The 26,266-nt window shown below is 68.0% G+C and carries 24 protein-coding genes; 10 read left to right on the forward strand and 14 right to left on the reverse strand.

The window, feature by feature from the left end; genetic code table 11:
* Positions 1–5 precede the first annotated feature (5 nt).
* Positions 6–299 carry a hypothetical protein gene (locus AC1D2H_RS17115; protein WP_478011805.1) on the forward strand — a complete coding sequence of 98 codons (294 nt, stop codon included), beginning with the start codon at positions 6–8 and terminating at the stop codon, positions 297–299.
* A 5-nt stretch (positions 300–304) separates the two neighbouring features.
* Here AC1D2H_RS17115 and AC1D2H_RS17120 read toward each other — a convergent pair whose 3' ends face one another.
* Positions 305–928 carry a hypothetical protein gene (locus AC1D2H_RS17120; RefSeq protein ID WP_477932487.1) on the reverse strand — a complete coding sequence of 208 codons (624 nt, stop codon included), beginning with the start codon at positions 926–928 and terminating at the stop codon, positions 305–307.
* A 184-nt stretch (positions 929–1,112) separates the two neighbouring features.
* Here AC1D2H_RS17120 and AC1D2H_RS17125 point away from each other — a divergent pair, with 184 nt between their 5' ends.
* The 3 genes from AC1D2H_RS17125 (at position 1,113) to AC1D2H_RS17135 (ending at position 4,424) form a co-directional block, all read left to right on the forward strand.
* Positions 1,113–2,528 (forward strand): M16 family metallopeptidase, encoded by a 1,416-nt coding sequence (locus AC1D2H_RS17125; protein WP_478011806.1) that lies wholly within the window; start codon positions 1,113–1,115, stop codon positions 2,526–2,528.
* 14 nt (positions 2,529–2,542) lie between these two features.
* Entirely contained in the window at positions 2,543–3,967 is a 1,425-nt protein-coding gene (locus AC1D2H_RS17130; RefSeq protein WP_478011807.1) for a M16 family metallopeptidase, read from the forward strand.
* Between the two features lie 88 nt (positions 3,968–4,055).
* Positions 4,056–4,424 (forward strand): VOC family protein, encoded by a 369-nt coding sequence (locus tag AC1D2H_RS17135; protein ID WP_477932493.1) that lies wholly within the window; start codon positions 4,056–4,058, stop codon positions 4,422–4,424.
* A gap of 5 nt (positions 4,425–4,429) precedes the next feature.
* Here AC1D2H_RS17135 and AC1D2H_RS17140 read toward each other — a convergent pair whose 3' ends face one another.
* Together AC1D2H_RS17140 and AC1D2H_RS17145 are read right to left on the reverse strand one after the other, a co-directional pair.
* Positions 4,430–5,173 carry a transporter substrate-binding domain-containing protein gene (locus AC1D2H_RS17140; RefSeq protein ID WP_478011808.1) on the reverse strand — a complete coding sequence of 248 codons (744 nt, stop codon included), beginning with the start codon at positions 5,171–5,173 and terminating at the stop codon, positions 4,430–4,432.
* Positions 5,174–5,293: 120 nt separating this feature from the next.
* Positions 5,294–5,878, reverse strand: coding sequence for a hemerythrin domain-containing protein (locus tag AC1D2H_RS17145; RefSeq protein WP_477932497.1), 585 nt, complete (start codon positions 5,876–5,878; stop codon positions 5,294–5,296).
* A gap of 160 nt (positions 5,879–6,038) precedes the next feature.
* Between AC1D2H_RS17145 and AC1D2H_RS17150 the strand changes: the two genes are divergently transcribed.
* A complete protein-coding gene (locus AC1D2H_RS17150) occupies positions 6,039–7,193 on the forward strand; it encodes an MORN repeat-containing protein (protein ID WP_478011809.1) in 1,155 nt (384 codons plus the stop codon).
* Positions 7,194–7,196: 3 nt separating this feature from the next.
* Here AC1D2H_RS17150 and aceK read toward each other — a convergent pair whose 3' ends face one another.
* From aceK to AC1D2H_RS17170, 4 genes are all read right to left on the reverse strand, one after another.
* A complete protein-coding gene (gene aceK / locus AC1D2H_RS17155; protein ID WP_478011810.1) occupies positions 7,197–9,044 on the reverse strand; it encodes a bifunctional isocitrate dehydrogenase kinase/phosphatase in 1,848 nt (615 codons plus the stop codon).
* Positions 9,045–9,069: 25 nt separating this feature from the next.
* Positions 9,070–9,744 (reverse strand): carbonate dehydratase, encoded by a 675-nt coding sequence (gene can / locus AC1D2H_RS17160; protein ID WP_478011811.1) that lies wholly within the window; start codon positions 9,742–9,744, stop codon positions 9,070–9,072.
* A 23-nt stretch (positions 9,745–9,767) separates the two neighbouring features.
* Positions 9,768–10,946 (reverse strand): isovaleryl-CoA dehydrogenase, encoded by a 1,179-nt coding sequence (locus tag AC1D2H_RS17165; RefSeq protein WP_478011812.1) that lies wholly within the window; start codon positions 10,944–10,946, stop codon positions 9,768–9,770.
* An 82-nt stretch (positions 10,947–11,028) separates the two neighbouring features.
* Positions 11,029–11,913: a LysR family transcriptional regulator gene (locus tag AC1D2H_RS17170; RefSeq protein WP_477932507.1), complete on the reverse strand. Its 885-nt coding sequence runs from the start codon at positions 11,911–11,913 to the stop codon at positions 11,029–11,031.
* A 108-nt stretch (positions 11,914–12,021) separates the two neighbouring features.
* On the opposite strand from AC1D2H_RS17170, the gene AC1D2H_RS17175 reads away from it, so the two are divergent.
* Together AC1D2H_RS17175 and AC1D2H_RS17180 are read left to right on the forward strand one after the other, a co-directional pair.
* On the forward strand, positions 12,022–12,699 hold the full coding sequence (locus AC1D2H_RS17175; RefSeq protein ID WP_478011813.1) for a Bax inhibitor-1/YccA family protein: 678 nt from the start codon (positions 12,022–12,024) through the stop codon (positions 12,697–12,699).
* A 90-nt stretch (positions 12,700–12,789) separates the two neighbouring features.
* Positions 12,790–13,674, forward strand: a complete 885-nt coding sequence (locus AC1D2H_RS17180) for a hypothetical protein (protein WP_478011814.1) — start codon at positions 12,790–12,792, stop codon at positions 13,672–13,674.
* 3 nt (positions 13,675–13,677) lie between these two features.
* Here the strand turns inward: AC1D2H_RS17180 and AC1D2H_RS17185 are convergent, their stop codons facing one another.
* The 3 genes from AC1D2H_RS17185 to AC1D2H_RS17195 form a co-directional block, all read right to left on the reverse strand.
* Complete coding sequence (locus AC1D2H_RS17185) at positions 13,678–15,645, reverse strand: OPT family oligopeptide transporter (protein WP_478011815.1); 1,968 nt, start codon at positions 15,643–15,645, stop codon at positions 13,678–13,680.
* Positions 15,646–15,720: 75 nt separating this feature from the next.
* Positions 15,721–16,638 (reverse strand): SMP-30/gluconolactonase/LRE family protein, encoded by a 918-nt coding sequence (locus AC1D2H_RS17190; RefSeq protein ID WP_478011816.1) that lies wholly within the window; start codon positions 16,636–16,638, stop codon positions 15,721–15,723.
* A gap of 97 nt (positions 16,639–16,735) precedes the next feature.
* The gene (locus AC1D2H_RS17195; protein ID WP_478011817.1) at positions 16,736–17,218 is read right to left on the reverse strand and encodes an Lrp/AsnC family transcriptional regulator; all 483 of its coding nucleotides are present in this window, start codon (positions 17,216–17,218) and stop codon (positions 16,736–16,738) included.
* A gap of 81 nt (positions 17,219–17,299) precedes the next feature.
* Here AC1D2H_RS17195 and icmF point away from each other — a divergent pair, with 81 nt between their 5' ends.
* On the forward strand, positions 17,300–20,590 hold the full coding sequence (gene icmF / locus AC1D2H_RS17200; protein ID WP_478011818.1) for a fused isobutyryl-CoA mutase/GTPase IcmF: 3,291 nt from the start codon (positions 17,300–17,302) through the stop codon (positions 20,588–20,590).
* A 255-nt stretch (positions 20,591–20,845) separates the two neighbouring features.
* The gene (locus AC1D2H_RS17205; RefSeq protein WP_478011819.1) at positions 20,846–21,691 is read left to right on the forward strand and encodes a hypothetical protein; all 846 of its coding nucleotides are present in this window, start codon (positions 20,846–20,848) and stop codon (positions 21,689–21,691) included.
* Between the two features lie 9 nt (positions 21,692–21,700).
* Here AC1D2H_RS17205 and AC1D2H_RS17210 read toward each other — a convergent pair whose 3' ends face one another.
* The 4 genes from AC1D2H_RS17210 to AC1D2H_RS17225 all read right to left on the reverse strand — a co-directional run bounded on the left by AC1D2H_RS17210 (position 21,701) and on the right by AC1D2H_RS17225 (position 25,483).
* Positions 21,701–22,255: a DUF4124 domain-containing protein gene (locus tag AC1D2H_RS17210; RefSeq protein ID WP_478011820.1), complete on the reverse strand. Its 555-nt coding sequence runs from the start codon at positions 22,253–22,255 to the stop codon at positions 21,701–21,703.
* The gene (locus tag AC1D2H_RS17215) at positions 22,252–23,148 is read right to left on the reverse strand and encodes an ankyrin repeat domain-containing protein (RefSeq protein WP_477932524.1); all 897 of its coding nucleotides are present in this window, start codon (positions 23,146–23,148) and stop codon (positions 22,252–22,254) included. Before AC1D2H_RS17215 ends, AC1D2H_RS17210 begins: the two co-directional genes overlap by 4 nt.
* A 102-nt stretch (positions 23,149–23,250) precedes the next feature.
* The gene (locus AC1D2H_RS17220; protein ID WP_477932526.1) at positions 23,251–24,393 is read right to left on the reverse strand and encodes a GGDEF domain-containing protein; all 1,143 of its coding nucleotides are present in this window, start codon (positions 24,391–24,393) and stop codon (positions 23,251–23,253) included.
* Between the two features lie 94 nt (positions 24,394–24,487).
* On the reverse strand, positions 24,488–25,483 hold the full coding sequence (locus AC1D2H_RS17225; RefSeq protein ID WP_478011821.1) for a transglycosylase SLT domain-containing protein: 996 nt from the start codon (positions 25,481–25,483) through the stop codon (positions 24,488–24,490).
* A 201-nt stretch (positions 25,484–25,684) separates the two neighbouring features.
* Between AC1D2H_RS17225 and AC1D2H_RS17230 the strand changes: the two genes are divergently transcribed.
* Positions 25,685–26,266, forward strand: coding sequence for a TMEM175 family protein (locus AC1D2H_RS17230; RefSeq protein WP_477932529.1), 582 nt, complete (start codon positions 25,685–25,687; stop codon positions 26,264–26,266).

The following is a 26,266-nucleotide window of genomic DNA, read 5'->3' on the forward strand; positions in this document are numbered from 1 at the left end:
CCACCATGAAGCGTTCCCTCTCCCTGTTCTGCGCGGCGCTGCTCGGCGTCTCGACGATCCACGCCGCCGAGGTGGCACCCTCGGCGAGCGGCAGCAAGGCGGCCAGCTCGCCGGCTGTGACGCCGGTAGCCAACCAGCCCGCCACCGGCGCCGCGCCGGTGGCCGGCGGCAACGGCGGCGGCCTCAGCAGCAACGGCAGCAATCTGGGCACCCAGGTCGGGCCCAAGAAGCCCAAGTGCCCGGATCCGCTCAACACCGCTTGCCCAGCGGTGAAGGCGCCGGTCAAGGCGGCCGGCTAGCCTCTTCAGCCCTTGGTCACCACGAAGGTGACTTCGTATTTGCCGCCGTCGCCCGTGATGGTCAGCGTCTTGGTCTTGGGGCCGGCGGCCACGTCGAGCAGGTTGGCGCTGAGCGCCAACTCCTGCGTCGTGCCGACGCGGTCGTCGAAGTTGGGGAAGCCGGTGGGGATGCCGAGGGCGCCGTTGATGTCGGCCTTCAGCTTGGTCACGCGCTGGGCGCGCGTCATGCCGGCGGACGCGGCCAGGGCGCCGACGACCGCGGCCTTGACCAGCTCACGCGCCGTGCCGGGCTTGCCGTCGTCGTGCTCCATCATGGACACGAGGATGACGGCATTGGTCGGGTTGGGGATGGCCTTGGCCGAACCCGACGGGCCCCAGGCATTGCGGCGCCAGACGATGAAGGGCATGTCGCTCGGGTTGATGCCCGGTTGCAGCGGCTGGGTGCCGTGGGTCTCGCCCGCGTCGACGTCGCTCCAGGGGCCATAGAGGGTGACCTCGGCATTGGGCAGCAGCGGGTTGCCGAGGTCGACGGCGGTGACGAGGACATAGGGCTCGTCCGCGCCGACCTCGTCGGTCTCGATCTTGCACTTGATGTTCTTCAGGGCGATGGTGACGGGCAATGCGGCCATGATGGTCTCCGGTGGGTTGGAAGCGCGGCAACACGCCGCACTCCCCCTCAAGGACGCAAGCGCGGCCCGCCAGGGATCAGGCGGGGCAGGGTGAAAATTTCCGGCGACGGGTTTTCCCGATGTGGCCTGCGGCATCCCGGCCAAACGGCTGGACACTGCGCGCCATTCCCTTCCAGGAGACCCCATGTTGAAGACCACCCGCCGCGCGGTGCTGGGCGCCATCAGCGCCGCGGCCCTCGCGCTCACCACCGGCCCGGCCATGGCTGCGCCCAAGGACGGCGCGCAAGCCGACCGCTGGCAGATCCCCGTCCACACCAAGAAGCTCGCCAATGGCCTGACCGTCATCGTCTCGCCCGACGCCAGCAGCCCCACCGTGGGCATCAGCGTCGTCTACAAGGTCGGCATGCGGCTGGAGCCGCAGAACCGCACCGGCTTCGCCCACCTGTTCGAGCACCTGATGTTCCAGGGCACGCCCAAGGCGCCCAAGGGCGTGTTCGACAAGGTCATCACCTCGGGCGGCGGCAACAACAACGGCTCGACCCGGCCCGACTTCACCAACTACATCGAGACCGCGCCGTCGTCGGCGCTGGAATCCATGCTGTGGCTGGAGGCCGACCGCATGACGATGCTGGACCTCAACCCGACGTCGCTGAAGAACCAGCAGGACGTCGTGAAGGAGGAGATCCGCGTCAACGTGCAGAACCAGCCCTATGGCGGCTTCATGTGGCTGGACATCTCCGCCCTGGCCTTCGACAAGTGGGAGAACAAGCACGACGGCTACGGCAGCTTCGTCGACCTGGAGAACGCCAACCTGGAAGACGTGCGCGCCTTCCACCGCGACTTCTACGGCCCCAACAACGCGGTGCTGTCCATTGCCGGCGACGTGACGCCGGCCCAGGGTTTTGCGCTGGCGGAGAAGTACTTCGGCAAGATCGCCGCCCGCGCCACGCCCAAGCCCACCGATTTCACCGAAGGCCTGAACACCGCCGAACGCCGCCTGACCCAGCCGGACAAGCTGGCCCAGGTGCCCGCCATCGCCGCCGCCTGGAAGCTGCCGACCCGCGGCAGCAAGGACCAGGCCCCCTTTGCGGTGCTGGGCCAATTGCTGGCCGGTGGCGATGCGTCGCGCCTCTACCAGGGCCTCGTCAAGGGCCGCGAGCTGGCGCTGAACGTCAGCTCCCTCTACGGCCTGACCGGCGTGTGGGAGTACGACGGCCCGAGCCTGTTCACCGTCTTCGCCCTCTACAAGCCCAACACCACGGCAGACGCGCTGCTGGCCGGCATGGACGAGGAAATCGCCCGCGTCGTCAAGGACGGCGTGGACGACGCGACGCTGAAGAACCTGAAGACCGCGCTGCTGGCCGACTGGTACAACAACCTGGAGATGTTCCTGCTGCGTGCCGACCGCCTGGCCAAGCTGCAGGCGCTGTGGGGCGACGCGACTGTCGTCAACAAGGTGCCGGGCTGGATCGAGGGCGTGACGTCCGCCGATGTGCAGCGCGTCGCCGCCACCTACATGACCCAGGCCAACCGCTCGGTCATCGACCGCAAGCCCGCCGCCATGCTGGCCGCGCCTGCCAAGCCGGCTTCTCAACCCTGATGCGGATGCCAACGATGAACAAGACACCATCCCCCGCCTTCCGCCTCGGCCTGATCGCCGCCCTGGTGCTTTCCGGCGCAGCGCATGCCGCCACCGCCGAATTGCCCGCCGAACTGCCGGCCTTCGGCAAGGACAAGCCGCTGGCCGTCCCGAAGATCACCCAGCAGACCCTGCCCAACGGCCTGCAGGTCTGGGTCGTGCCGCGCAACGGCATCCCGCGCGTGGACTATGTGCTGGCCATGCGCGGTGCCGGCTTCGGTGCCGACGGTCCGGATGCGCCCGGCCGCGCCAAGCTGCTGGCCGGCCTGCTGTCCGAAGGCACGGCGCAGCGCAGCTCCAAGCAGATCGCCGAAGCCGCCCAGGCCATGGGCGGCTCGGTCGGCGCGTCCGCCAGCAATGACGGCATCAGCGTGATCGGCAATGCGCTGGCCTCGCATGCCGGCAGCATGGCCAGGCTGCTGGCTGAAGTGGCCCGCCAGCCGGCCTTCCCCGACGGCGAGGTGCAACTCGCCAAGACCAATGCGCTGCAAGGCCTGAAGGCCGCCAGCACGCAGCCGTCCTTCCGCGCCGCCAAGGCACTGGACGGCGCCATCTACGGCGGCCACGCCTACGGCCGCACGCAGGAGACCGAAGCCGCCATCACGGCCGTGACGGCCGAAGGGCTGCGCGCCGAGCACGCGCGGCGCTTCCGCCCCGACCGTGCCCTGCTCGTCATCACCGGCCGCATCGACTCAGGCGCGGCGCTGAAGCTGGCGCACGAGGCCTTCGGCGACTGGAAGGCCAGCGGCGACGCTGTGCCCGATCTGCCGACGCCCGCCGCCACTGCGCCCGTGCAGCGCCTGCTGCTGGAACGCCCCGGCAGCGTGCAGGCCACGCTGCGCCTGGGCCGCCCCGGCATGGCCGCCAGCGGCGACGAGCAGGTCGCGCTGCGCCTGACCAGCACCATCCTGGGCAGCGGCTTCTCCAGCCGCATCAACCAGAACCTGCGCGAGGAAAAGGGCTACACCTACGGCGCGCGCGCGGGCGGCGTGTCCTGGCGCGTGGGTGGCGCCATCACCGGCGGCGCCGATGTGCGCAACGAGGTGACGGCGGCGTCGATGACCGAGTACATCAGCGAATACCGTCGCATCGGCGCCGAGGCCGTGCCCGAAGCCGAGATGGCCATGAACAAGCGCTACATGGCCGGCAGCTATCTCGTCAGCACGCAGCTGCAGGGGTCGCTGGGGCGCCAGCTCGCCAGCAACTGGCTGGTGGGTCTGCCCGCCGACTTCCTCGGCAAGTTCGTGCCGGCGCTGCAGAAGGTTTCGGCCGCCGAAGTGCAGGCCGTCGGCAAGAAGTACTTCAACCCCGACGACCAGAGCTGGGTCGTCGTCGGCGACTCGAGCAAGATCGCCGAGCAGCTGAAGGCTTTTGGCGAGTTCACGACCGTCAAGCCTTAGGGTCAAGCAAGGGGGTGAAGCGGGCTGCTGACAGCCCCTGTCAGCGCCCGCGCCGAGCATGGAGGTCTTCATCCACAGGGAGACCTCCATGCAACCCGACTGCCTCATCCTCTACGTCAACAGCCCCGCCGAGAGCGTGCTCTTCTATCGCTCCTTGCTGGGCCGCGAACCCGTTGAGCAGAGCCCCAACTTCGCGATGTTCATGCTCAATGACAAGACCATGCTCGGCCTCTGGGCCGCCCACGACGTACAGCCCGCGGGCGCGCATCGCGGTGGCGGCGCCGAGATCGGCATCACGGTCGGAACGGACAACGAAGTGAACGCCGCCGTCGCGGCCTGGAAGGCCTCTGGGTGGCCGGTGCTGCAGACGCCGACGGCCATGGACTTCGGCTTCACGGCCGTGACGGCCGACCCGGACGGGCATCGGGTGCGGGTGTTCAGGCCCACGCAGGGCTGATCGCGTCAGCGCGGCGCGGCGGGCGGCGCGACCGCAGCGCCCGTGATGCCGTGCCGTTCGAGCGCCTGGGCGACGAAGCCGGACACCTTCGCCTGCTCGACGAAATCCGCGAGTGCCCGGGCGCCTGCCTCCTTGCCCTTGGCCATGCCCATGGCCTGGTTGATGACCATGAAGCGCCCCGGCAGCAGGCGCAGCCCGGGCTTGCTCCGCGCGTCCGCTTCGAGCTGCTGCTTCACACCGGCCGCCACATCGAGCTGCCGGGCCAGGAAGTAGCTGACCACCTCGGGCGAGGTCGGCGCACGTTCTATCGTGGCGGCCTTGAGTTCGCGTGTCAGATAGAGGTCATAGGCGCTGCGCGCGCCGACGGCGACACGCGTGCCCGCGCGATCCACGTCTTCGTTGGCCTGCAGCGGCGAGTCGTTGCGCACGAGGTAGGCGCCCTCGATCTGCACATAGGCCGCCGAGTAGGCCGTGGTTGCGGCTCGCGCAGGGTCGATGGCGAAGAAGCCCACGTCCACGCGGCCGGTGGCCAGTGCATCCACCGCCTCGCCGGCTGACTTCACGACCAGCAGGTCCGCCTGCACACCGAGTTGCCGAGCCAGCTCACGCGCCATGTCGACCGACACGCCAGCAGGCTCGCCGGCCGTCGGGCCACTGTTGGCCAGGATGGGGTTGCCCAGATTGATGACGGCACGCAGCCGCCCGGTGGGAGCGAGTTCGGCGAGGGCTTCAGCGGAGGGTGTGGGCATGGTGGTGCAGGCAGAGACCAGGACCAGCATCAGCACAAGCCAAGTGTTGAAAGCTGTTCTCATGGCGCCCAAGCCTACCCCGGGTTGGCCATGCCCGGCTCACCCGTGATCGCAACCGAGTCAGCGCGTGCGCCGCGGCTTGCTCTGGCCGCGCAGTTGGGCACCGGCGCTGGCATTGCCGCGCGTCGCCGGCTTGTCGGCCGCAGGCTTGGCGGGCTTGACCAGGCCGGTCGAGGCAGACACCGCCACGGTCTGGTACTCGTCGGCGTAGTGCTTGCGCATGCGCACGATCTCGCGCTTGTACTTGCTGGCGAGCTGCTTCTTCTTGGCCTCGGACAGCAGGCGGCCGGCGACGTGGAAGAACTTGGATTCCTCTTCCTTCAGGTGGTGGCGCACCTTGAAGCTGAGCGTCTTCGCGGTCGCGATCCAGCCGTCCTGCTGCTTGTTGCGCACCGACAGGTCTTCAAGCAACTCGTCCACCTGATGGTGCTCATGCAGCGCGTGTCGCGAGGCGTCGAGCCCGCCGTCTTCCATCAGCAGCGGCACATAGAGGTGGCGTTCCTCGGCAGCCGCATGCGCCATCAGCTCGACCTTCAGCTGCAGGAACAGCAACTGGCGCGCCGCCATGTCGCCGCGCGAGGCGGTGAGCTTGCGGCACAGGTCGCGTTGCAGGTCGTGGCTTTCGCGGATGGCGTCGAAGATCATTGCGTCGTCTCCAGGCTCAATGCGGCACCAACCATTGTTGGGACGACCCGCCCCGACGCTTGTAAGACTCGGCCGCAGGTTCCTGACAGCCGCTATCAGGTTGCCCAGGTGGCCGCCTCTGCTAGGCTCGCGCCCCGCTGAAAAACGGTCGGAGGGCAAGTTGAGCACCATCGAAACATGGCGCTGCACCGCTGGCGCGATCCTGGCCGCCTGCGCCGTCGGCCTGCTGGCCCCGGCACAGGCCGCCACCCGTGACCTCGTGGAAGGGCGCTGGATGACCGACGCCAAGGGCTGCAAGCTTGAAGGCCAGCCGGAGCTGCCTCACGCCTCGGTCCGCTGGAGCGGCTCCTGCCGCGAAGGCCATGCCGACGGCCAGGGCGAGATGCAGCTTCTTGCCAACGGCGAGCTGGTCCTGTTCTACAAAGGGGGCATGAGTGCCGGCCGCTTCTCGGGCCCGGGTGTGCTGCAGGTGCAGTACCAAAACCGCTACGAGGGCAACTTCGTCGACGGACTGATGCAGGGGCTGGGGAAAGTCACCCATGCCGACGGCACGACAGGCACCGGCACCTTCGTCAGCGAAAAACTCAGCGGCGCCTGCATCCTGAGCTGGGTCAACGGCGACCGCTACGAGGGCCAGTGCCGGGACGGCACACCAAGCCGGTCGGGACGGATCCAGTTTGCCAATGGCGATGCCTACGATGGCGCCATCGCCAACGGACAGGCGTCCGGCCGGGGTCGCTATGCCTGGGCCGGTGGTGATGTTTACGAAGGCGGCGTCCTCGCCGCCGTATTGTCGGGCGACGGCAGCTACCGGTTTGCAGACGGCGGCCACTACACCGGCAAGTTCCGCAATGGCGTGCCCTGGGGGCAAGGCCGGATCCAGCGGGCCGACGGCCTGGCCTTCGAAGGCGAATTCGCCGCCGGCAAGCCCGCCACGCCGGGCGGTCTGGTCATGGGAGGTAGCGCGCCGACGCCGAGCGCGACGGCACTTCGCGAGCAGTGGCAGCAACTGCGCTATGAAAAGCCGCTGCGTCTCAAGCCCTCTTGGAAGCTCCCGACGGCCGAGTCACTGTGTCCCGTGAGACCCGCGCCCCTGGCGCCCCTCGCGAAGTGGGCCGGACGGCTCGAGTTTCGCGCCGTTATCGTCGTGCAGCAGGGCCAGGCCTCGACCACGCAGGTCAAGGCCATCAATCCCTCGGCCGACGGGAACATCACCCAGCAGATGATCGCCAGCATCGAGAAGGCATTGCGCTCCTATCAATGCACGGGCGATGGCGTGTTCGAGCAGTTCTTCGAGTTCGCGTCGGACCGCTGACCCTCAGCCCTCGGCCTGCTGCGACCGGCCGGCGCCGAACCGCCGTGCCGCATCGTAAGGAAACACATCGTGCACATGCCCCGCCAGGATGCGCTCCTTATGCCCCTGCCAGAAGCTCGCGTCCAGCAGGTCGGCGTGATGGCGCATGAAGCACTCGCGCACGCGCGGGTTGCCGAGCAGGAAGGGCGCAAAGGTCTCGGGGAAGACGTCGCGCGGCGCGACGGCCCACCAGACTTCGCCTGACATCTCTTCCTCCTCATTGCGCGGCTCGGGCACGCGGCGGAAATTGCAGTCGCTCAGGTATTCGATCTCGTCGTAGTCGTAGAACACCACCTTGCCGTGGCGGGTCACGCCGAAGTTCTTCCACAGCATGTCGCCGGGGAAGATGTTGGCGGCCACCAGGTCCTTGATCGCGTTGCCGTACTCGATGACGACGCGCTCCACCTGTTCGGGCGTGGCGTCCTGCAGGTAGATGTTGAGCGGCACCATGCGGCGCTCGATATAGACATGCTTGATGACGAGGTCGTCACCGTTCTCCTCAATGAGGCTGGGGCAGAAATGCTTCAGCTCATTGAGGAGCTCGTCCTCGAAGCGGTGGCGTGGGAAGGCCACGCGGGTGTACTCCAGCGTGTCGGCCATGCGGCCGACGCGGTCGTGGCTTTTGACGAGCAGGTATTTGCTCTGGATCAGCTCGCGCGTGGTGTCCTTCTGTGGCGGGTAGAAGTCCTTGATGACCTTGAAGACGAAGGGCCAGCTCGGCAGGTCGAACACCCCCATGACCATGCCCTTGATGCCGGGCGCGATGCGGAACTTGTCCGATGAATGGCGCAGGTGATAGAGGAAGTCGCGGTAGAAGAGGTTCTTGCCCTGCTTCTGCAGGCCCAGGGCCGAATAGATCTCGGAACGCGGCTTGCGCGGCATCATGGAGCGCAGGAATTGCACATAGGCACTCGGCACTTCCATATCGACGAGGAAGTAGGCGCGGGCAAAGCTGAACAAGGCCAGCAGGTCGTCCTCGCCGAACAGGGCCGCGTCGATGAAGAAGCGGCCGGAATTTGTTGGCCCCGAGACGCCTCCGGCGTCGCCCCCCGAGGGGTGTTCAGGCGGCTTGGGGCGGCCCGGCGCCGCCCCATCACCGCGCAGGATGGGCAGCGCGAAGGGCGTCTCGGTGAAGCCGTTGATGATCTTGCCGACGACATAGGCGCCCTTGTTGCGGTAGAACAGGCTGGACAGCACCTGCAGCTGGAAGTTGGCGCGCCGGCGGAAGTCGCCGAGGCGCTCCAGCACAGCGGCCAGCACGCGGTCGACGTCGCGGTCAAGGTCGACGAAATCGCCATTCAGCTGGAAGTTGGTGATGACGCGCTTGAGCGTCTCGTGCAGCTTGTCGGCTGCCGGGTAGTAGGCCCGATAGGTGGGCAGTGCGGCAGGCTCGTCGTTCTCGATGTACTCGGTCGAGATGGCCGGGCGCATGAAGATGAAGTCGTTGTGGAAGTAGGTGTGGTGCAGGATGCGCGTGCACACCGAGTTGAAGAAGGTCTCGGCCAGCTCGGGCTGGCGATGATCCGTCAACAGCCCGATGAAGTGCAGCTTGACCTGCTGCCAGACCTCCATCGGCAGCGTCGAGGCCGCGAAGCGCTGCTCCAGCACCTCGGTGGCTTCGGCGACGCGGGCGTCGTAGAACTCGATGCGCAGCGCCTGGGCGCGCTGCTGGCCCCGCCAGTCGCCGCGCTCGAAGCGGGCCTTGGCCTCGGCCGAGGTGGCGCGGAAGAGCTGGTAGTGCTTGTCGAAGCCGCCGAGCAGGGCCTGGGCGATGTCGAAGGCACGCGTGTCCGTGAGTTGAGTCGGGAACATGCGTCCCGACTCTATCGGGCGGTGTTCAGCCCGCTGTGGCGTAGCGCGTCTTGACGCGCGCCAGCGCGCGACGGTAGGCGGGCTCGACATCCTCGGCCTTGGCGGCCGTGAGCTGCAGATCCTCCAGCAGGCCGTTGTGCAGGCCGTAGACCCAGCCGTGCACGACGACCTCCTGGCCGCGCTGCCAGGCGTCCTGCACCACCGTGGTCTGGCAGGCGTTACGGGCCTGCTCCAGCACGTTCAGCTCGCAAAGCGCATCGACGCGGCGGGCCTCGGGCAGGCTGTCGAGCCAGGCCTGGTGGTCGTTGCGCACGTCCTGCACATGGCGAATCCAGTTGTCGGCCAGGCCGACGCGGATGTCGTAGAGGGCCGCACGCACGCCGCCGCAATTGCTGTGGCCGACGACGATGACGTGGCGCACCTTGAGCTGGTCCACCGCGAACTGCATGACGGACAGGCAGTTCAGGTCGGAGTGCACGACCACGTTGGCGACATTGCGGTGCACGAACAGCTCGCCCGGCAGCAGGTCGACCAGCTCGTTGGCGGGCACGCGGCTGTCGGCGCAGCCTATCCACAGGTATTGCGGCGTCTGCTGCTTGAGCAGGCTGGAAAAGAAACCCGGCTCGCGGGCCTCGGTGTCGGCGGCCCAGCGTTTGTTGTTGTCGAGCAGGTCCTGCAGTTCGTGGTTGGTCGTCGTCATACCAGCATTGTCGCAATGGCGAGTTACATCGTCTCGGCAAACAGCTCGCGGCCAATCAGCATGCGGCGGATCTCCGAGGTGCCCGCGCCGATTTCGTAGAGCTTCGCGTCACGCCAGAGGCGGCCCAGCGGGTACTCGTTGATATAGCCGTTGCCGCCGAAGATCTGCACGCCCTCGCCGGCCATCCAGGTGGCCTTCTCGGCCGTCCACAGGATGACCGAGGCGCAGTCCTTGCGCACCTGGCGCACATGCTCGGCGCCCAGCATGTCGAGATTCTTGGCCACCGTGTAGGCAAAGCTGCGCGCGGCCTGCAGCACGGTGTACATGTCGGCGACCTTGCCCTGGATGAGCTGGAACTCGCCGATGCTCTGGCCGAACTGCTTGCGGTCGTGGATATAGGGCACGACGTTGTCCATGACGCTCTGCATGATGCCCAGCGGCCCGCCCGTCAGCACGGCACGCTCGTAGTCCAGGCCCGACATCAGCACCTTGGCGCCACCGTTCACCGCGCCCAGCACGTTCTCGGCCGGCACTTCAACGTCCTGGAACACCAGCTCGCCGGTGTGCGAGCCGCGCATGCCGAGCTTGTCGAGCTTCTGCGCGATGCTGAAACCCTTCATGCCCTTCTCGATGAGGAAGGCCGTCACGCCGCGCGCGCCCAGTTCGGGCTCGGTCTTGGCGTAGACCACCAGCGTGTCGGCGTCGGGGCCGTTGGTGATCCACATCTTGTTGCCGTTGAGCAGATAGACGCCGCCCTTGTCCTCAGCCTTGAGCTTCATGCTCAGCACGTCGGAACCCGCGCCCGGCTCGCTCATCGCCAGCGCGCCGACATGCTCGCCGCTGATCAGCTTGGGCAGGTACTTCTTGCGCTGGGCGTCGTTGCCGTTGCGCTTGATCTGGTTGACGCACAGATTGCTGTGCGCGCCGTAGGAGAGGCCCACCGAGGCGCTGGCACGGCTGATCTCTTCCATCGCCACCATGTGGGCGAGGTAGCCCATGTTGGCGCCGCCGTACTCCTCCGGCACGGTGATGCCGAGCACGCCCAGGTCGCCCATCTTGCGCCACAGATCCATCGGGAACTGGTCGCTGCGGTCGATCTCGGCCGCGCGGGGAGCAATCTCCTCGTCGGCGAAGGCGCGCACCGCGTCGCGCAGCGCATCGATGTCTTCGCCGAGTTGGAAGTTCAGGCCGGGCAGATTCATGGTCAGGTCTCCTGTCAGCCCGGCTTCAAGGCGGCCGAGCCCTCTTGATTGACGTAAACGTCAACTGTAGCAAGCGCTGCTTTCACGCCGTCGGCGGCAGCAGCTTGCGCACCAGCGGGTGGCTGATCTTCTTGTCCGTGCCGACGGCATAGAACTGCTCGGCCAGCCCTTCAGCCAGGCCGACGTTGACGACGCCGTAGCGGCCCGTCAGCGCATCGTCCACGGCAGTCGCGGCCGGGAAGACGCCCAGGCCCTCGCTGCCGAAGGTGGCGAGCAGGGCGCTGTCCTCGAACTCGCCAGCGACGCGCACGCGCAAGCCCTCCTCGTTCAACCACTGGTCCAGCCGTGGCCGCAGCGCGGCATGGGAGGTCGGCAGCAACAGCGGCACGTCGGCCAGAGAACGCGGAAAGTCGCGTGCCGCGGCCTCGGCCCAGCGCGGATGGGCATACCAGGCGATGGGCGAGCTGCCCAGGGAATGGCTGTAGACGCGCAGATTCGGGTTGGGCGGCGCCGGCCGGTCGGCCAGCACGACGTCCAGCCGGTGCAGGGCCAGGTCGCCCAGCAGATCGTCGAACTCGTCCTCGTGGCAAAGCAGGCGCAGCTGCGGCGTGTCCAGGATGGGCGCCAGCAGGCGATGGGCGACGAGCTTGGGCAGGCCGTCGGAGATGCCGACGGCCAGGCGCACGGTCGGCACGTCGATGGCCTCCCGCACGCGCTCGGCCAGGGTCTCGCCGAGCGAGAAGATCTGGTCCGCCACATCCAGCGCCGCGCGCCCGGCCTCGGTCAGCGTGAGCCCCCGGCCCGCGGGCTTGAGCAGGGCCGCGCCCAGGTCCTGCTCCAGCTCGCGCACCTGCGTGGAGACGGTCTGCACCGACAGGCCCAGCTTCTCGGCCGCCCGTGTCAGGCCGCCCTCCTTGGCAACGGCCCAGAAATAGTAGAGATGTCGATAGCTGTAGTTCAGGCTCATGGCAATTCAGCAAGTTATTCCGAAGCAATGTTTCGCGATTCTCTGCTTTTATTTGATGTCTTGGCTATCTACCCTGCGCGTGTTCTTTCTTTCAACCGGAGGTCTGCCATGCAAACCCGCCCCACTGCCCTTGCCGTGCCCTTTGGCACCGCCGTCGACCGCGGCACCGCCCACCGGGTGCTGCGCAACACCTATGCCCTGCTGTCGATGACGCTGCTGTTCAGCGCCGCCGTCGCTGCGGCCGCGGTCGCCTTCAATCTGCCGGCGCCCGGGCTGATCCTGACGCTGGTCGCCTACTTCGGCCTGCTGTTCGGCATCCACAAGCTGAAGAACCGCGGCGCCGCCGTCGGCCTCGTCTTCGCGCTGACCGGCTTCATGGGCTGGACGCTCGGCCCCCTGCTGACCCGCACGCTGGCCCTGCCGGCTGGCGGCCAGACCGTCATGCTGGCCCTGGGCGCAACGGGCGCCGTCTTCCTGGCCCTGTCGGCGTATGCGACGACGACCAAGCGCGACCTGTCGTGGATGGGCGGTTTCCTGTTCGCCGGCATGGTCGTCGCCGTGCTCGCAGGCTTGGCGGCGATCTTCTTCCAGATCCCGGCACTGGCGCTGACGGTCTCGGCCGTCGTCGCCCTGCTGTCGGCCGGCCTGATCCTGTTCGAGACGAAGCAGATCGTGGACGGCGGCGAGACGAATTACGTGCTCGCCACCGTCAGCCTCTTCGTGTCCATCTTCAATCTGTTTACGAGCCTGCTGCACCTGTTCGGCTACGGCAGTWCCGACGACTGAGCCTGCCCGCACCCGCGGGATCGCCCCGGCGCAGCGACACCGCCCGGGCTTTAGCATCCCCGCCACCACCAAAGTGGCGGGGAGGCCTTTTTGACATCAGATCCGGGCATCACGGAGGCGCTGGCCGTGGCCTTGTCCAGGCTCGGCCTGACCGTGGACGCCGATGCGCGCGCGGTGCGCCAGGCCTACGCCCGCGAGCTCAAGCAGATCGACCAGGCCAGCGACATCCAGGGCTTCCAGTCCCTGCGCGAGGCCTACGCGCTGGCGCTGGACGCGGTGCAACGCGGCCGTGGCGAAGCCGCACCGACCGCGGCCCTGCCGCCGATCGCGCCGCTCGACAAGATCGACAGCCCCGCGCCAGCCACGGCGTCCTTCGACGACCTCGCCTCTGGGCTGGGCACCATCGCCAGCACCGAGGCCGCCGCCGCCCTGCTGCGGCAGGCGCAGCAAAACCTGCCCAGCCTTGAAGCCGGCATGCTGCTGGAGCGGCGTGTCGTGGAACTGCTCGGCAGCGGCTGGCAGCCCGGCCACGAATTCCTGCTCGACGCGGCCTGCGACAACTTCAACTGGACGCAGGACCTTCAGCACCTGCGCAGCTTCGGCCCCGCCGGCGAACTGCTGCAGGAGGCCCTCATCGAGAGGCAGGTCCTGCTGGATCAACCGGACGGCGTGCTGCGCCGCCAGCTCAAGCTCGCGCACCGGCTGCGCGACGCCACGCCGCCATCGCCCACCCTGCTGAGGGATGAGCAGCTGATGGTGCGCATCCTCATCAGGCGCTTTCCGCACTGGCTGGGCATGGTCACGTCGATGGCCCACATCGAGCAATGGCTGGGCGGACCGGAGGCCGTGCAGGCCGCCCTGGCCATGCCCGACCCCAGCCAGGCCGCGGAATCAGCGAGCCGGGGGTTTTCGGTCTCCCAGGCCATCCTGCTGATGCTGTGGCTGGGCTGGATGCTCTGGCGTTACTACGGCTGAAGCTCAGTCCCTGAGCAGCCAGCGGTACAGCCCGATGCCGATGCCTGCAAACGCCAGCAGGCCCAGCACCTGGCCCGCCGTCGCAAAGCTGTCGCCCACCAACGCCAGTGGCGCGCCGTTGCCCGAGAACACGACGATGGCCGCCAGGATGACACCCAGCAGGCTCTCGCCGACGATGAGGCCGGAGGCCAGCAGCACGCCGAGCTGCTTGGTGGCTTCCGGGTCACGCTTGTAGGAAGCGCGGCGGTCGAACCACCAGCCGGCCACGGCGCCGATGACGATCATCAGCGTGCTGTTCATCGGCAGATAGATGCCCAGGCCGACGGCCAGCGGCGCGAGGTGGGCCTTGCCACCGGAGGCACGCTTCATGACCTCGTCGACGACGATGCAGGCCACGCCGATCAACGCGCCGATGCTGATGAGGTTCCAGTTCAGGTCGCCCTGGATGACGCCCTTGGCCAGCGCCGAGATCAGCGCAGCCTGGGGCGCAGCGAGCGCCTTCTTGGCGTCGACGCCCGGCGCACCGGCAAAGCCATAGGCCTGGTTCAACAGGTCCAGCACCGGCGGGATGACGACGGCGCCGGCCAGCACGCCGATGATCAGCGCCACCTGCTGGCGCCAGGGCGTGGCGTCCACCAGTTGGCCGGTCTTCAGGTCCTGCAGGTTGTCGTTGGAGATGGTCGCCACGGCGAACACGACGGCCGTCACGAACAGCGCGAAGGCCACCAGGGCCTGGCCCGTGGAGGCCGGCAGCATGGGCTTGACGACCAGGGCCAGCAGCAGCGACACGCCGATGACGACGAGGATGCCGACGCCCGACAGCGGGCTGTTGGACGAACCAATCAGGCCGGCCATATAGCCGCACACCGCGGCGACGAAGAAGCTCATCAGCACGACATAGACGACGCCACCAACGACGAGCAGGCCGAGCTGGTCACCCAGGCCTGCGGACGTGGCGAAGCTGGACAGCATGAAGCCGATGGGCAGCATGCAGGCCAGCGTGATCAGGCCGACGGTGCCGATGGGGATGTCCTGCTCGTTGCGCGGCAGCGTGTCGGCCTTGCCGGCCTTGCGCACACGCGCCGACATCGCCGCCGAATGCAGGCCCGCGACGACGGGCTTGGCCAGCTTGACCAGCGTCCAGATGGCGGCCACCGCGATGCAGCCGGCGCCGATGAAGCGCACCTTCTTGCTCCAGGCGAACAGCGCGACCGCCTCTGCGGCGCCGTCGACACCGGACGTCAGGTAGGGCACGCCGCCCAGCCAGGCGATACAGGCGCCGACCAGGATGGCCACGCCCACCCACAGGCCGACGAGATGGCCCACGGCCAGCAGGGCGAAGCTGAAGTTCAGGTCATAGCCCGTCGTACCGCTCTTCTCGCCACCGGGCAGGCGGAAGTACTGGGCCAGGTTGGCCGCGAAGAGCTGGGTCGCGACGACGATGCTGAAGCCGGCCGACACGACGGTGCCGGCCACGATGGCGGCCAAGCCTTGGCGATTGGCTTCGCCACTGTCGGCGGCATGGCCGACCTTGAGCACCTCGGCGCAGGCCACGCCTTCCGGATAGGGCAGCGGCGAGTTGGTGACCAGCGCCCGGCGCAGCGGGATGGAATACATGACGCCCAGCACGCCACCCAGGGCGCACAGCGTCATCGACATCCAGTACGGGAAGCCCGTCCACCAGCCAATCATGACCAGGCCGGGCAGCACGAAGATGATGGAGGACAGCGTGCCGGCCGACGAGGCAATCGTCTGCACGATATTGGTCTCGCCGATGGAGTTGCCCGCCGCCCGGCGCAGCAGGGCCATGGAGATGACGGCGGCCGGGATGGAGGTCGCAAACGTCAGGCCGGCCTTGAGGCCGAAGTAGACGTTGGCGGCCGTGAAGACCAGGGTGATGAGGATGCCCAGGACGATGCCGCGGGCGGTCAGTTCGGTCCCGAGCGGCGTGGGCGTGGCGTTGGTGGTCACGGGAATGGCGGGGAGTTTTCGATGGGGGCGCATCTTCGGCCCATTCCCCGCGCACCGTTTGCGGGCATTCCCGTGTCAGACCGTTTTCACGCCATTCACCGCCAGCAGCACCGAATAGACAGAACTCGTCGCACAGATGAAGAGCCGGTTGCGCTTGGGGCCGCCGAAGACGAGGTTGGACACGCGCTCGGGCATGCGGATGCGGCCGATCAGCGTGCCGTCCGCCTCGTGGCAGTGGATGGCGCGGCCAGCGCTGGTCCAGATGCGGCTGGCGGTGTCGCAGCGAAAGCCGTCGTAGAAGCCGGTGTCGCAGGTGATGAACACTTCACCGCCGCTCAAGGCGCCGTCGGCGTCCACGGCGAAGCGGCGCATCGTGCCGACGTCCAGGCCGGTGTCGGCGACATAGAGCCAGCGCTCGTCGGGCGAGAACGCCAGGCCGTTGGGGTGGGTCATCATGTCGACCACCACACGCAGCTCGCCGCGCTCAGGATCCAGGCGGTAGACGTAGCAACCGGCCTGCTCCTGCGGCGACCGCACGCCTTCGTAGTCGTCCACGATGCCGTAGGGCGGGTCGGTGAACCAGATGCTGCCGTCGGACTTCACGACCACGTCGTTGGGGCTGTTGAGCCGCTTGCCCTCGTGATGCGAGGCCAGCACGGTCAGCGAGCCATCGTGCTCGGTACGCACGACGCGCCGCCCGCCATGCTCACAGCTGATCAGGCGGCCCTCGCGGTCCAGCGTGTGGCCGTTGGTATAGCCCGAGGGCTTGCGGAACTCGGCGACGTGGCCGGACACCTCGCACCAGCTCAGCATGCGCTCGTTGGGGATGTCGCTCCACAGCAGGCGGCGCTGGGCGGGGAGGTAGACCGGCCCCTCGGTCCAGCGGCAGCCGCTGGCCAGGCGCTCCAGCCGGGCGCTCTTGCGGAAGCAGTCCTCAAAGCGGGCATCCACGACCTCGAATTCGGTGGGCTCGCTGGCAATCTCGAAACTCATCTCGTGTCGTCCTTTCGTTGGAAAGTCGACATCGTCTGGCGAGGGGCCTGCCGCCCGGCGGCGTTGCGGGGCGGGCGAACGCCGCTGCGCGGCGAATTCAGTCCGTCAATGGAAGCCCGGCGTCGGCCTTGCACTCGTCCAGCACAAAGACCGAGCGGAATTTGCGGATGTTGGCGTCGTCGAAGAACAGCTCGCGGGTCAGCGCCTCGAACTCGGCCACGTCGCGGCAGCGGATGAGCAGCAGGAAATCGCTGTCGCCCGCCACATAGAAGCATTGCTGCACGCGCGGCTCGGCGGCCATGCGGCGCTTGAAGCCGTCGATGACGGCCTTGCGGCTGGCCTCGCGCAGTTCCACCTCCACCCACACGGCCAGGCCGTAACCCAGGGCCAGCGCATCCAGCACCAGGCGCTCGCCGCGGATGACGCCGGCCTCGCGCAGCCGGCGGATGCGCCGCTGCACGGCCGTGACCGACAGGCCGATGGCGGTGGCGATACGCTCGGCCGGCTGGCGCGGGTCGTCCTGCAGGCGGGCGAGGATCTGGCGGTCGAATTTGTCCAGATCGGTTGAGGAGTCCGTCATGGCCGAGCACCATACCCGGACGCTCAATTGACGTTAACGTCAATTGGCGACCTAGAATCCGGCCCGAGCAAGGAGACAGCCATGACCGATCTCGCCGCTGACTACAAAGCATTGGCCGAGTACCGCCCGACCCACAAGGTCCGTTTCGTCACCGCCGCCAGCCTGTTTGACGGGCATGACGCCGCCATCAACATCATGCGGCGCATCCTGCAGGGCATGGGCACCGAGGTCATCCACCTCGGGCACAACCGCTCGGTGGACGAAGTCGTCACCGCGGCGCTGCAGGAGGATGCCCAGGGCATCGCCATCTCCTCCTACCAGGGCGGCCATGTCGAGTACTTCAAGTACATGGTGCAGTTGCTGAAGGAGCGCGGCGGCGAGCACATCCAGGTGTTCGGCGGCGGCGGCGGCGTCATCGTGCCGGCCGAGATCCGCGAGCTGGCCGAGCATGGCGTGCGCATCTTCAGCCCCGAGGACGGCCAGCGCATGGGCCTGCAAGGGATGATCGGTGAGATGGTCATGAAGGCCGACCAGGACTTCAGCGTCTATGCGCCGCAGAACCTGTCGGCCATCACCGGGCACTCGGAAGCCGCCTGGCGCTCCCTCGCGCAGTTGCTGACCGCGCTGGAGAACGGCAAGGCCGACGCGGCCATTGTTGACGCGCTGCGAGACCAGGCCAAGCACATCAAGACGCCCGTGCTCGGCATCACCGGCACCGGCGGCGCCGGCAAGTCCAGCCTGACCGATGAGCTGATCCGTCGCCTGCGCCTGGACCAGGGCGACGCGCTGCGCGTGGCCCTCATCTCCATCGACCCGTCGCGCCGCAAGAGCGGCGGCGCCCTGCTGGGCGACCGCATCCGCATGAACGCCATCTCGCCCTGGGGCGGTGGTGCGCGCGTCTTCATGCGCTCGCTGGCCACGCGCGACTTCGGCAGCGAGATCTCCCCCGCCCTGCCCGACGTCATCGCTGCCGCCAAGGTCGCGGGCTTCGACCTCGTCATCGTCGAGACGAGCGGCATCGGCCAGGGCGACGCGGCCATCGTGCCGCTCGTGAACGTGCCCATGTACGTCATGACGCCCGAGTTCGGCGCCGCCAGCCAGCTCGAGAAGATCGACATGCTGGACTTCGCCGAGTTCGTCGCCATCAACAAGTTCGATCGCAAGGGTTCGCTCGACGCGCTTCGCGATGTCAGCAAGCAGGTGCAGCGCAACCGCGAGGCCTTCACGGTCATGCCGGATACGATGCCGGTGTTCGGCACCATGGCCAGCCGCTTCAACGACGACGGCGTGACGGCCCTCTACCAGGCGCTCAAGGTGCGACTGGCCGACCTGGGCATCCCCTTCAGCGAAGGCCGCCTGCCGCGCGTCGACACCCGCCACAGCACCCACCAGACCCCCATCGTGCCGGCCGCCCGCGTGCGCTACCTGGCCGACATCAGCGACACGGTGCGCGCCTACAAGGGCCGCGCGCGCAAGCAGGCCGCGCTGGCCCGCGAGATCCAGCAGCTGGAAGCCAGTCGCGCGATGCTGGAAGCCGCCAACCCCGACAAGAACGGCGCCCGCACCGCGCTGGGCGACCTGGCCGAGCAGCGCAAGGCCAGGCTCGACGGCGACGCGCGCCAGCTGCTGCAGCAGTGGCCCGACATGGTCAAGGCCTACGCCGGCGACGAGTACGTCGTGAAGATCCGCGACAAGGAGATCCGCACGGCCCTGGTCACGCAAAGCCTGTCCGGCACCAAGATCCGCAAGGTCGTGCTGCCGGGCTACGAGTGCCACGGCGAGCTGCTGAAGTGGCTGATGCTGGAGAACGTGCCCGGCAGCTTCCCGTATGCGGCCGGCGTGTTCGCCTTCAAGCGCGAAGGCGAGGACCCGACGCGCATGTTCGCCGGCGAAGGCGACGCCTTCCGCACCAACCGCCGCTTCAAGCTGGTGTCCGAGGGCATGCCCGCCAAGCGCCTGTCCACGGCCTTCGACTCGGTGACGCTGTACGGCGCCGATCCCGCGCCGCGGCCCGACATCTACGGCAAGGTCGGCAACTCCGGCGTCAGCATCGCGACGCTGGACGACATGAAGGTGCTGTACGACGGTTTCGACCTGTGCAGCCCGACCACCAGCGTGTCCATGACCATCAACGGCCCCGCGCCGTCCATCCTGGCCATGTTCATGAACACGGCCATCGACCAGAACCTCGCCAAGTTCAAGGCCGACAACGGCCGCGAGCCGACGGCCGACGAGGCCGCCAAGATCAAGGACTGGGTGCTGGCCAATGTGCGCGGCACCGTGCAGGCCGACATCCTCAAGGAAGACCAGGGCCAGAACACCTGCATCTTCTCGACCGAGTTCTCGCTGAAGGTCATGGGTGACATCGCCGAGTACTTCGTGCACCACAACGTGCGCAATTTCTACTCGGTGTCGATCTCGGGGTATCACATTGCTGAAGCGGGTGCGAACCCGATCAGCCAGCTGGCGCTGACGCTGTCCAACGGCTTCACGTTTGTCGAGGCGTATCTCGCGCGCGGCATGCACATCGACGACTTCGCGCCCAACCTGTCGTTCTTCTTCAGCAACGGCATGGACCCGGAGTACACGGTGCTGGGCCGCGTCGCGCGCCGCATCTGGGCCATCGCCATGCGTGATCGCTACGGCGCCAACGAGCGCTCGCAGAAGCTGAAGTACCACGTGCAGACGTCGGGCCGCAGCTTGCACGCGCAGGAGATCGCCTTCAACGACATCCGCACCACGCTGCAGGCGCTGATCGCCGTCTACGACAACTGCAACTCGCTGCACACCAACGCCTACGACGAGGCGATCACGACGCCCACTGACGAGAGCGTGCGCCGCGCGATGGCCATCCAGCTCGTCATCAACCGCGAGTGGGGCCTGGCCAAGAACGAGAACCCGTCGCAGGGCGCCTTCATCATCGACGAGCTGACCGAGCTGGTCGAAGAGGCCGTGCTGCGCGAGTTCGAGCGCATCAGCGAACGCGGCGGCGTGCTCGGCGCGATGGAGACGGGCTACCAGCGGGGCCGCATCCAGGAAGAGTCGATGCACTACGAGATGCTCAAGCACACCGGCGAGTACCCCATCATCGGCGTCAACACCTTCCGCAACCCCAATGGCGAGACGGTGCCGGAGCACATCGAGCTGGCGCGCTCGACCGACGAGGAGAAGCAGTCGCAGCTGACCCGCCTGGCAGAGTTCCAGGACCGCCACGCGGCCGAGTCGCCGGCGATGCTGGCGAGATTGCAGCAGGCCGTCATCGAGAACCGGAACGTGTTCGACGTGCTGATGGAGGCCGTGCGCGTGTGCTCGCTGGGCCAGATCACCGGCGCGCTGTTCGAGGTAGGTGGGCAGTACCGGCGCAGCATGTGAGTTCCTTGCCCCTCGCCGCCACAAGCCCTTTACACCGCGATAACAAATCTGACTGAAACCCGTCGCTAAACTTCGCGCATCTCGCGAGATAACGCCCTGATCGGACGGTCTCGCCGGCCTCAACAAGGGAATCCAATGCGAGCGAGGTTGTTGTCTTTCGGGCTGCTTGCCGTCCTGGCGGCTTGTGGAGGCGGTGGTGGTGGCGGTGGCACGCCCACGCCTCCGGTGGAGCCGCCATCCTTGTCGGTGGTCAGCATGTCTCCTGCCTCGTCGAGCACCGGCGTCAGCGCCGATAGCGGCACCCTGACCACCACGCTGCGCGTCCACGGTTACACCAACCCGTCTTCGGGCTATGTGCTGACCTGCGGCGCCGACACCATCCAGTCCGACGGAACCCCGGCCGACCAGTGGAACGCGGCGACGGAGCAACTGGTCGTCAGCACGACCTATGCCGACCTGCCCGGCAGCACCGGCTGCGAGATGAGCGGCATCCTGCGGGTTGACACCCCACCCGGCGGCACCGCCAACACTCTCAGCTGGTCGCTGAAGTTCACGACCGCGGCGGTGCAGCCGCTGCGCTACGGCCCCACGGTGGTGGGCATCCTGGGCAACCGCATGTTCGCGCTGACGATTGCCAAGCCCTATGCCCTGCGCCGCGATGCCTCGCCGCCGCCCGCAGGCACGCGGGGCGCCCCCTCGCCCTGGCTTGTCGGCACCGCGCTGACACCGACCGGCCGGGTGCCGACCGGCTATTCGGCGGCCGGTGCGTCGGGGCCGTTTGCCGTCTCCTTTCGTTTCAATCCGGTCACCAACAGGACCACAGGCGTGCTGGCCACGGATCCCTTCCCCGCGGATCACAGCTTCACCGGTTCAGCGGGCAGCATCCAGATCGGCCCGGGCTGGAACGAAGGCGCCGGTGGTCTTGGCGCGGCGCCCACGGCCACCGCGAAATACTGGACTGGCGACGGCAGCGGTGGCTGGTTCTACGTCGAGACCGCCGACCTCGAGACCCTTCTCCACCGCGACGCGGCGGGCGCGGTGGAAACGGTGTTCCGCGAGGCGGGGCAGTCGTTCAGCACGATGCACACGCTGTCGAACTGACCGCGCCCCCTAGAGCCCGCGGCAGCGCTGGTCGAAAGCGGCGGACAAGCGCTCCAGATCGGCCCGCTCGCCAGCATTCATCTCGGCCTCGCGCAGGCGGCGGGCGCGCAGGTTGTTGCGCAGCTCCACGCATTGGGTGAACTCGCGCTGCTGCCGCGCCTTGGCCTCGGCCAGCGCGCGACGCTCCTGCAGCGACTGCGTGCGCGCATCCTCCAGCAGCTGATTGACCTTTTCGTTGGCGTCCTGCTCTTCCGCATAGCAATCGCGCTGGTAGCGAAAGTCGAGCTGCTGGCGCGTCGCCTCGTCGGTGCTGCCGTCGTTGCCGGCCTGGTTCAACTGTTCACGCAGGCGCAGGCAGCGCGGGCTCATGAACTGGCTGGCCTCCGGCGCCTTGGGGCCGCTGCGGGCAATCTGCGTCGACTCGGCCTCGGGGCAGGGGCGGTCGCTGAAGACCGTGGTGCCATCGGGCTTGCGGCATTTGTAGACGCCCGCACCGTCGGCACGCGCCGTACCCGTCAGTGCCAGCAGGGCCAGCACGGCCCAGGCCAGGCGGGCCAGGGTCACAGCCTCTGTTCCCGCTCGCTGCCGTAGCCGTAGCGGCGCTTGTTGCGGGACTTCTCGAGATACTCGCGCGCCGTCAGGCCGTCGGCGTTGCGTGTCGCCTTCAGGGAGCCGGCGGCCAGCAGCGTGTCGATGATCGGGTCGGAGCTGCCGACCGCGGCCAGGTGCAGCGGCGTATTGCCCTGGCGGTCCTGGGCGAAGACCGAGGCCTGCAGGCGGATCAGCTCCGCCACCGCATCGTGGCGCCCCTCCTCGACGGCCCAGTGCAGGGCCGTGCGGCCCTGGCCGTCCAGCGCATTGATGTCCGCGCCGGCCGACACCAGCGGGCCGATGGACTTGAGTGCCGCGTAGTGGATGGGCAGGCGGCCACCGGCGTCGGGCGCATTGATGTTCAGGCCTCGTGAGGTCAGGAAGACCATGGTCTGCGCATCGACGCCATTGCGCGCCGCCAGATGCATGATGCCGACGCGGTTGGGCGTCTCCTGCTGGGGGTCGAGCTTGAGCTCCTCGATGAAGAAACGCATGCGGTCCAGCGTCGGCTTGGCGGCGGCCTGCTGCAGCAGCGTGCCCTTGTCCAGCGCGCCGACATAGCGCGGCTCGGCGCCATGCTTCACCATCCAGCGCAGGGCCGGGAGGCTGCCCGTGCCGGCGTTGTCATAGAGCAGGCGGTTCATGCCGACGGCGCCGACGCGCTTGGCGGTCTTGTCGAGGTCGATCATGCCGCTGGCGTCGGCCATGCCGCCCATCAGCATCATCTCGCGCAACTCGGGCCCGAGGCCGGCCACGTCCTGGCTGCTCTGCCTGGCCATGCTGCACCAGGTCAGCAGCGAGATGGTGACCACCAAGGCAGCCGCCCGCAGGCCGATTCCCAGCCAATTGATGCCGTCGCGATCCACTGTCTCTCCCTGCTTTTCTAGGCTGGCCGGATTGTGCAGCAGCCCTTTTTCAATGCCGGGCCCGCATCTAGACGCCAGCCCCTGAACTCCCCTGAACCGGGGTCAGGGCGCCAGCACGACGCGGTCGCGCCCGCCACGCTTGGCTTCATACAACGCGGTGTCGGCACGGCTGAAAAGGGCCTCGGGCGCCTCCTCCGGCCCCAGCGCCTGGGCCACGCCGACGCTGACCGTCACCGTCAGCGGGCCGGCGGCCGTCTCGAAAGGGTGGCGGCCAATGACGTCCCGCAGCCGCTCGCCCAGGCGCAACTCGCCGCCGGCCTCCGGATTGAGCCAGATGACGGCGAACTCCTCGCCGCCCAGGCGCACGGCCAGGTCCAGCGGCCGCAGCGCCTCGTGCAGGCGTGCACCGACGGCGCTGAGCACCGTGTCGCCGACCGCGTGGCCATGCGTATCGTTGATGCGCTTGAAGTGGTCCACGTCCAGCACGGCGAGAAGGGGCGCGTCGCGCTTGAGCAGGCGCCGCAGCCGCTCGTCGAAGCCGCGCCGGTTCAAGAGGCCGGTCAGCACATCGATCTCGATGAGGCGTTCGATCTGGCGCAGCGCGCGGTCCTGCAGCAGCAGCAGCATGGCCAGGGCCTGGCCGATGAACAGCGCGATGACGGCGAGCAGGCCGATGGAGTTGTAGAGCATGAGCTCGGCGCGCGACTCGGCGATCAGCGGCGAGACGGCCAACCCGCGCGCCACTTCGATGACGGCGCTGGCCAAAAGATCGGCACCCAGCAGGGCGAGTGGGAAGCCGCGCTCCACCTGCCAGGCCCGCAGCGCGGCATGGGCGGCGGGCATGTTCAGCACGGCCGAGGCCAGCAGGGTCAGTGTCAACGACGGCCAGAACTGCTTCGTCCACGCCGTCAGCGCAAAGGAGGCGATGCAGACCAGGCCCGTGAACAGCACCGGCCAGCGCCAGCGCAAGGGCTGGCCGAGGTAGACGCGCAGGCCGAGCAGCACCAGCAGCGCGGCCAGCACGCTGCCCAGGTGCCCCACCACCCACAGCGTGCGCGGCGCCTCCAGGGCGATGAAGGTCGCACGCAGCGCCTGGGTCGCGGCCGCGGCAGCGAAGGCCCCGGCCCACAACCACAGCGCGCGCTCGCCCTTCAGATGCCAGGCGCCGCCGAGCGTGGCCAGGGCCAGCATCGTGGTGACGAGCTGGAAAACGCGCAGCAGGGTGTCGGCGTGCAGGGGTTCCATCGTGAGCTTGGTTCAGCCTCGACGAGCACGATGCCTGCATCGCGTGGTTTCTTCAGCACGCGGCGCAAGCGCGCCATGATTTATCTCACGGAAGTCAACGCGACTGCAGGGTCTGCATGGCGGCCTTGACCCGCAGCAGCATGGGCGAGGCGCCGGTCACCTTGGCATCGAAGGGGTGCAGGCGCTGGCCGCCGGTGGCCGCCATGATCTTGCGCACATACAGCCGCGTCTCGGCATAGGGCGGCACGCCGAGGTAGCGGTCCACGGCCTTCTCGCCGGCGTTGTAGGCCGCCAGCGTCATCATCACGTCGCCCTCGAAATAGGCCAGCAGCCAGCGCAGATAGGCCATGCCGCCGCGGATGTTCTGGGACGGGTCGCGCAGCCGCACGACGCCGAAGCGCGCCCCCGTCTCGGGCAGCAGCTGCATCAGACCCTGGGCGCGCTTGGGCGACTCGGCCAGGGGGTCGAAGTTGGACTCGGTGGCCATGACGGCCAGCACCAGGGCGGGCGAGAGCTGGTACTCCGGCGCCACCAGCTTCACATAGCTGACGATGGCCGGCGGCGCGTGCTGCGGCAGCGGCAAGGTGGCCCACAGCGACACCGGCTTGGCGCCACGCGGCGTGGGCGGCAGCGCGACCGCCACCGGCGGGTCGGTCTCGGGCGGGCGCAGGCAGGGCGGCGGATCGCCCAGCGGCGTGCCGCCCATGCGCTCGAGCATGTTTTGGGCCTGCTCCATGCCCTGCTCGGCCGCGGCCGCGAACATGTGCGCGGCCTCGGCGTCGTTGCGCTGGATGCCGCGCGAGTTGGTCAGCATCCAGCCCAGGCTGTACTGGGCCTCGGCATCGCCGTAGCGCGAAGCGCGGCAGTAGAGCTTGGCCGCCGCGACCTCGTCGCGCTTGACGCCGTCACCGTACTCCAGCGCCTTGGCCTCCTGGCGCCAGCGCTCCACCTGGGCCGGCACGACGGGACCGCGCTCACCCGGGGGCATGGTCGGGCGCGGCAGTTGTTCCAGCGTCAAAGACGGCACTTGAGGCAACTGGGCCAGGGCCGCCGAGCAGGCGAAGAACAGGAGCGGCAACAGGCGTCGCAAGGGTCAGTCCGGAGGCGGCAATCAGGGGGCGGAAGTCTAGACTGGCCGGATGAAACAGCCCCTCGCCCAGTCTCGCGGCGCTGAACGCGCGCAAACCTGGTCGGTCCCCGGAGGGACGGCTTGGGAGCGGCCCTGCGCGCGGCCCGAAAAATGCCGGCCACATGGAAGCGGGGCGCCGGAAATGCGCAATGGATCACTGAGATGAACAAGACCCGTCTCGAAGCCTTCAGCGACGGCGTCATCGCCATCATCATCACCATCATGGTGCTGGAGATGAAGGTGCCCCACGGCAGCGACTGGGAAGCGCTCAAGCCTCTGTGGCCCGTCTTCCTGTCCTATGTGCTGAGCTTTGTCTACGTCGGCATCTACTGGAACAACCACCACCATCTGCTGCACGCCGTGCACAAGATCAGCGGCGGCGTGCTCTGGCCGAATCTGCACCTGCTGTTCTGGCTGTCGCTGTTGCCCTTTGCCACCGGCTGGATGGGCGAGAACCATTTCGCGCCGCTGCCCGTGGCCGTCTACGGCGGCGTGCTCGTCATGGCCGCATTCGCCTGGGTGCTGCTGCAACGCGCCCTGGTCTGTATCCCCGGCAACAACACCGTGCTGGCCCAGGCGCTGGGCAAGGACTGGAAGGGCAAGATCTCGCCGGTCATCTACCTGGCGTCCATTGCGCTGGCCTTCGTGCACGTGGGCCTGTCGCTGGCGGGCTACGCCATCGCCGCGGCACTGTGGCTGATCCCGGACCGCCGCATCGAGCACCACCTCAACCGCAGTGAGTGA

This window comes from Roseateles sp. P1_C1_2 (assembly GCF_056406535.1).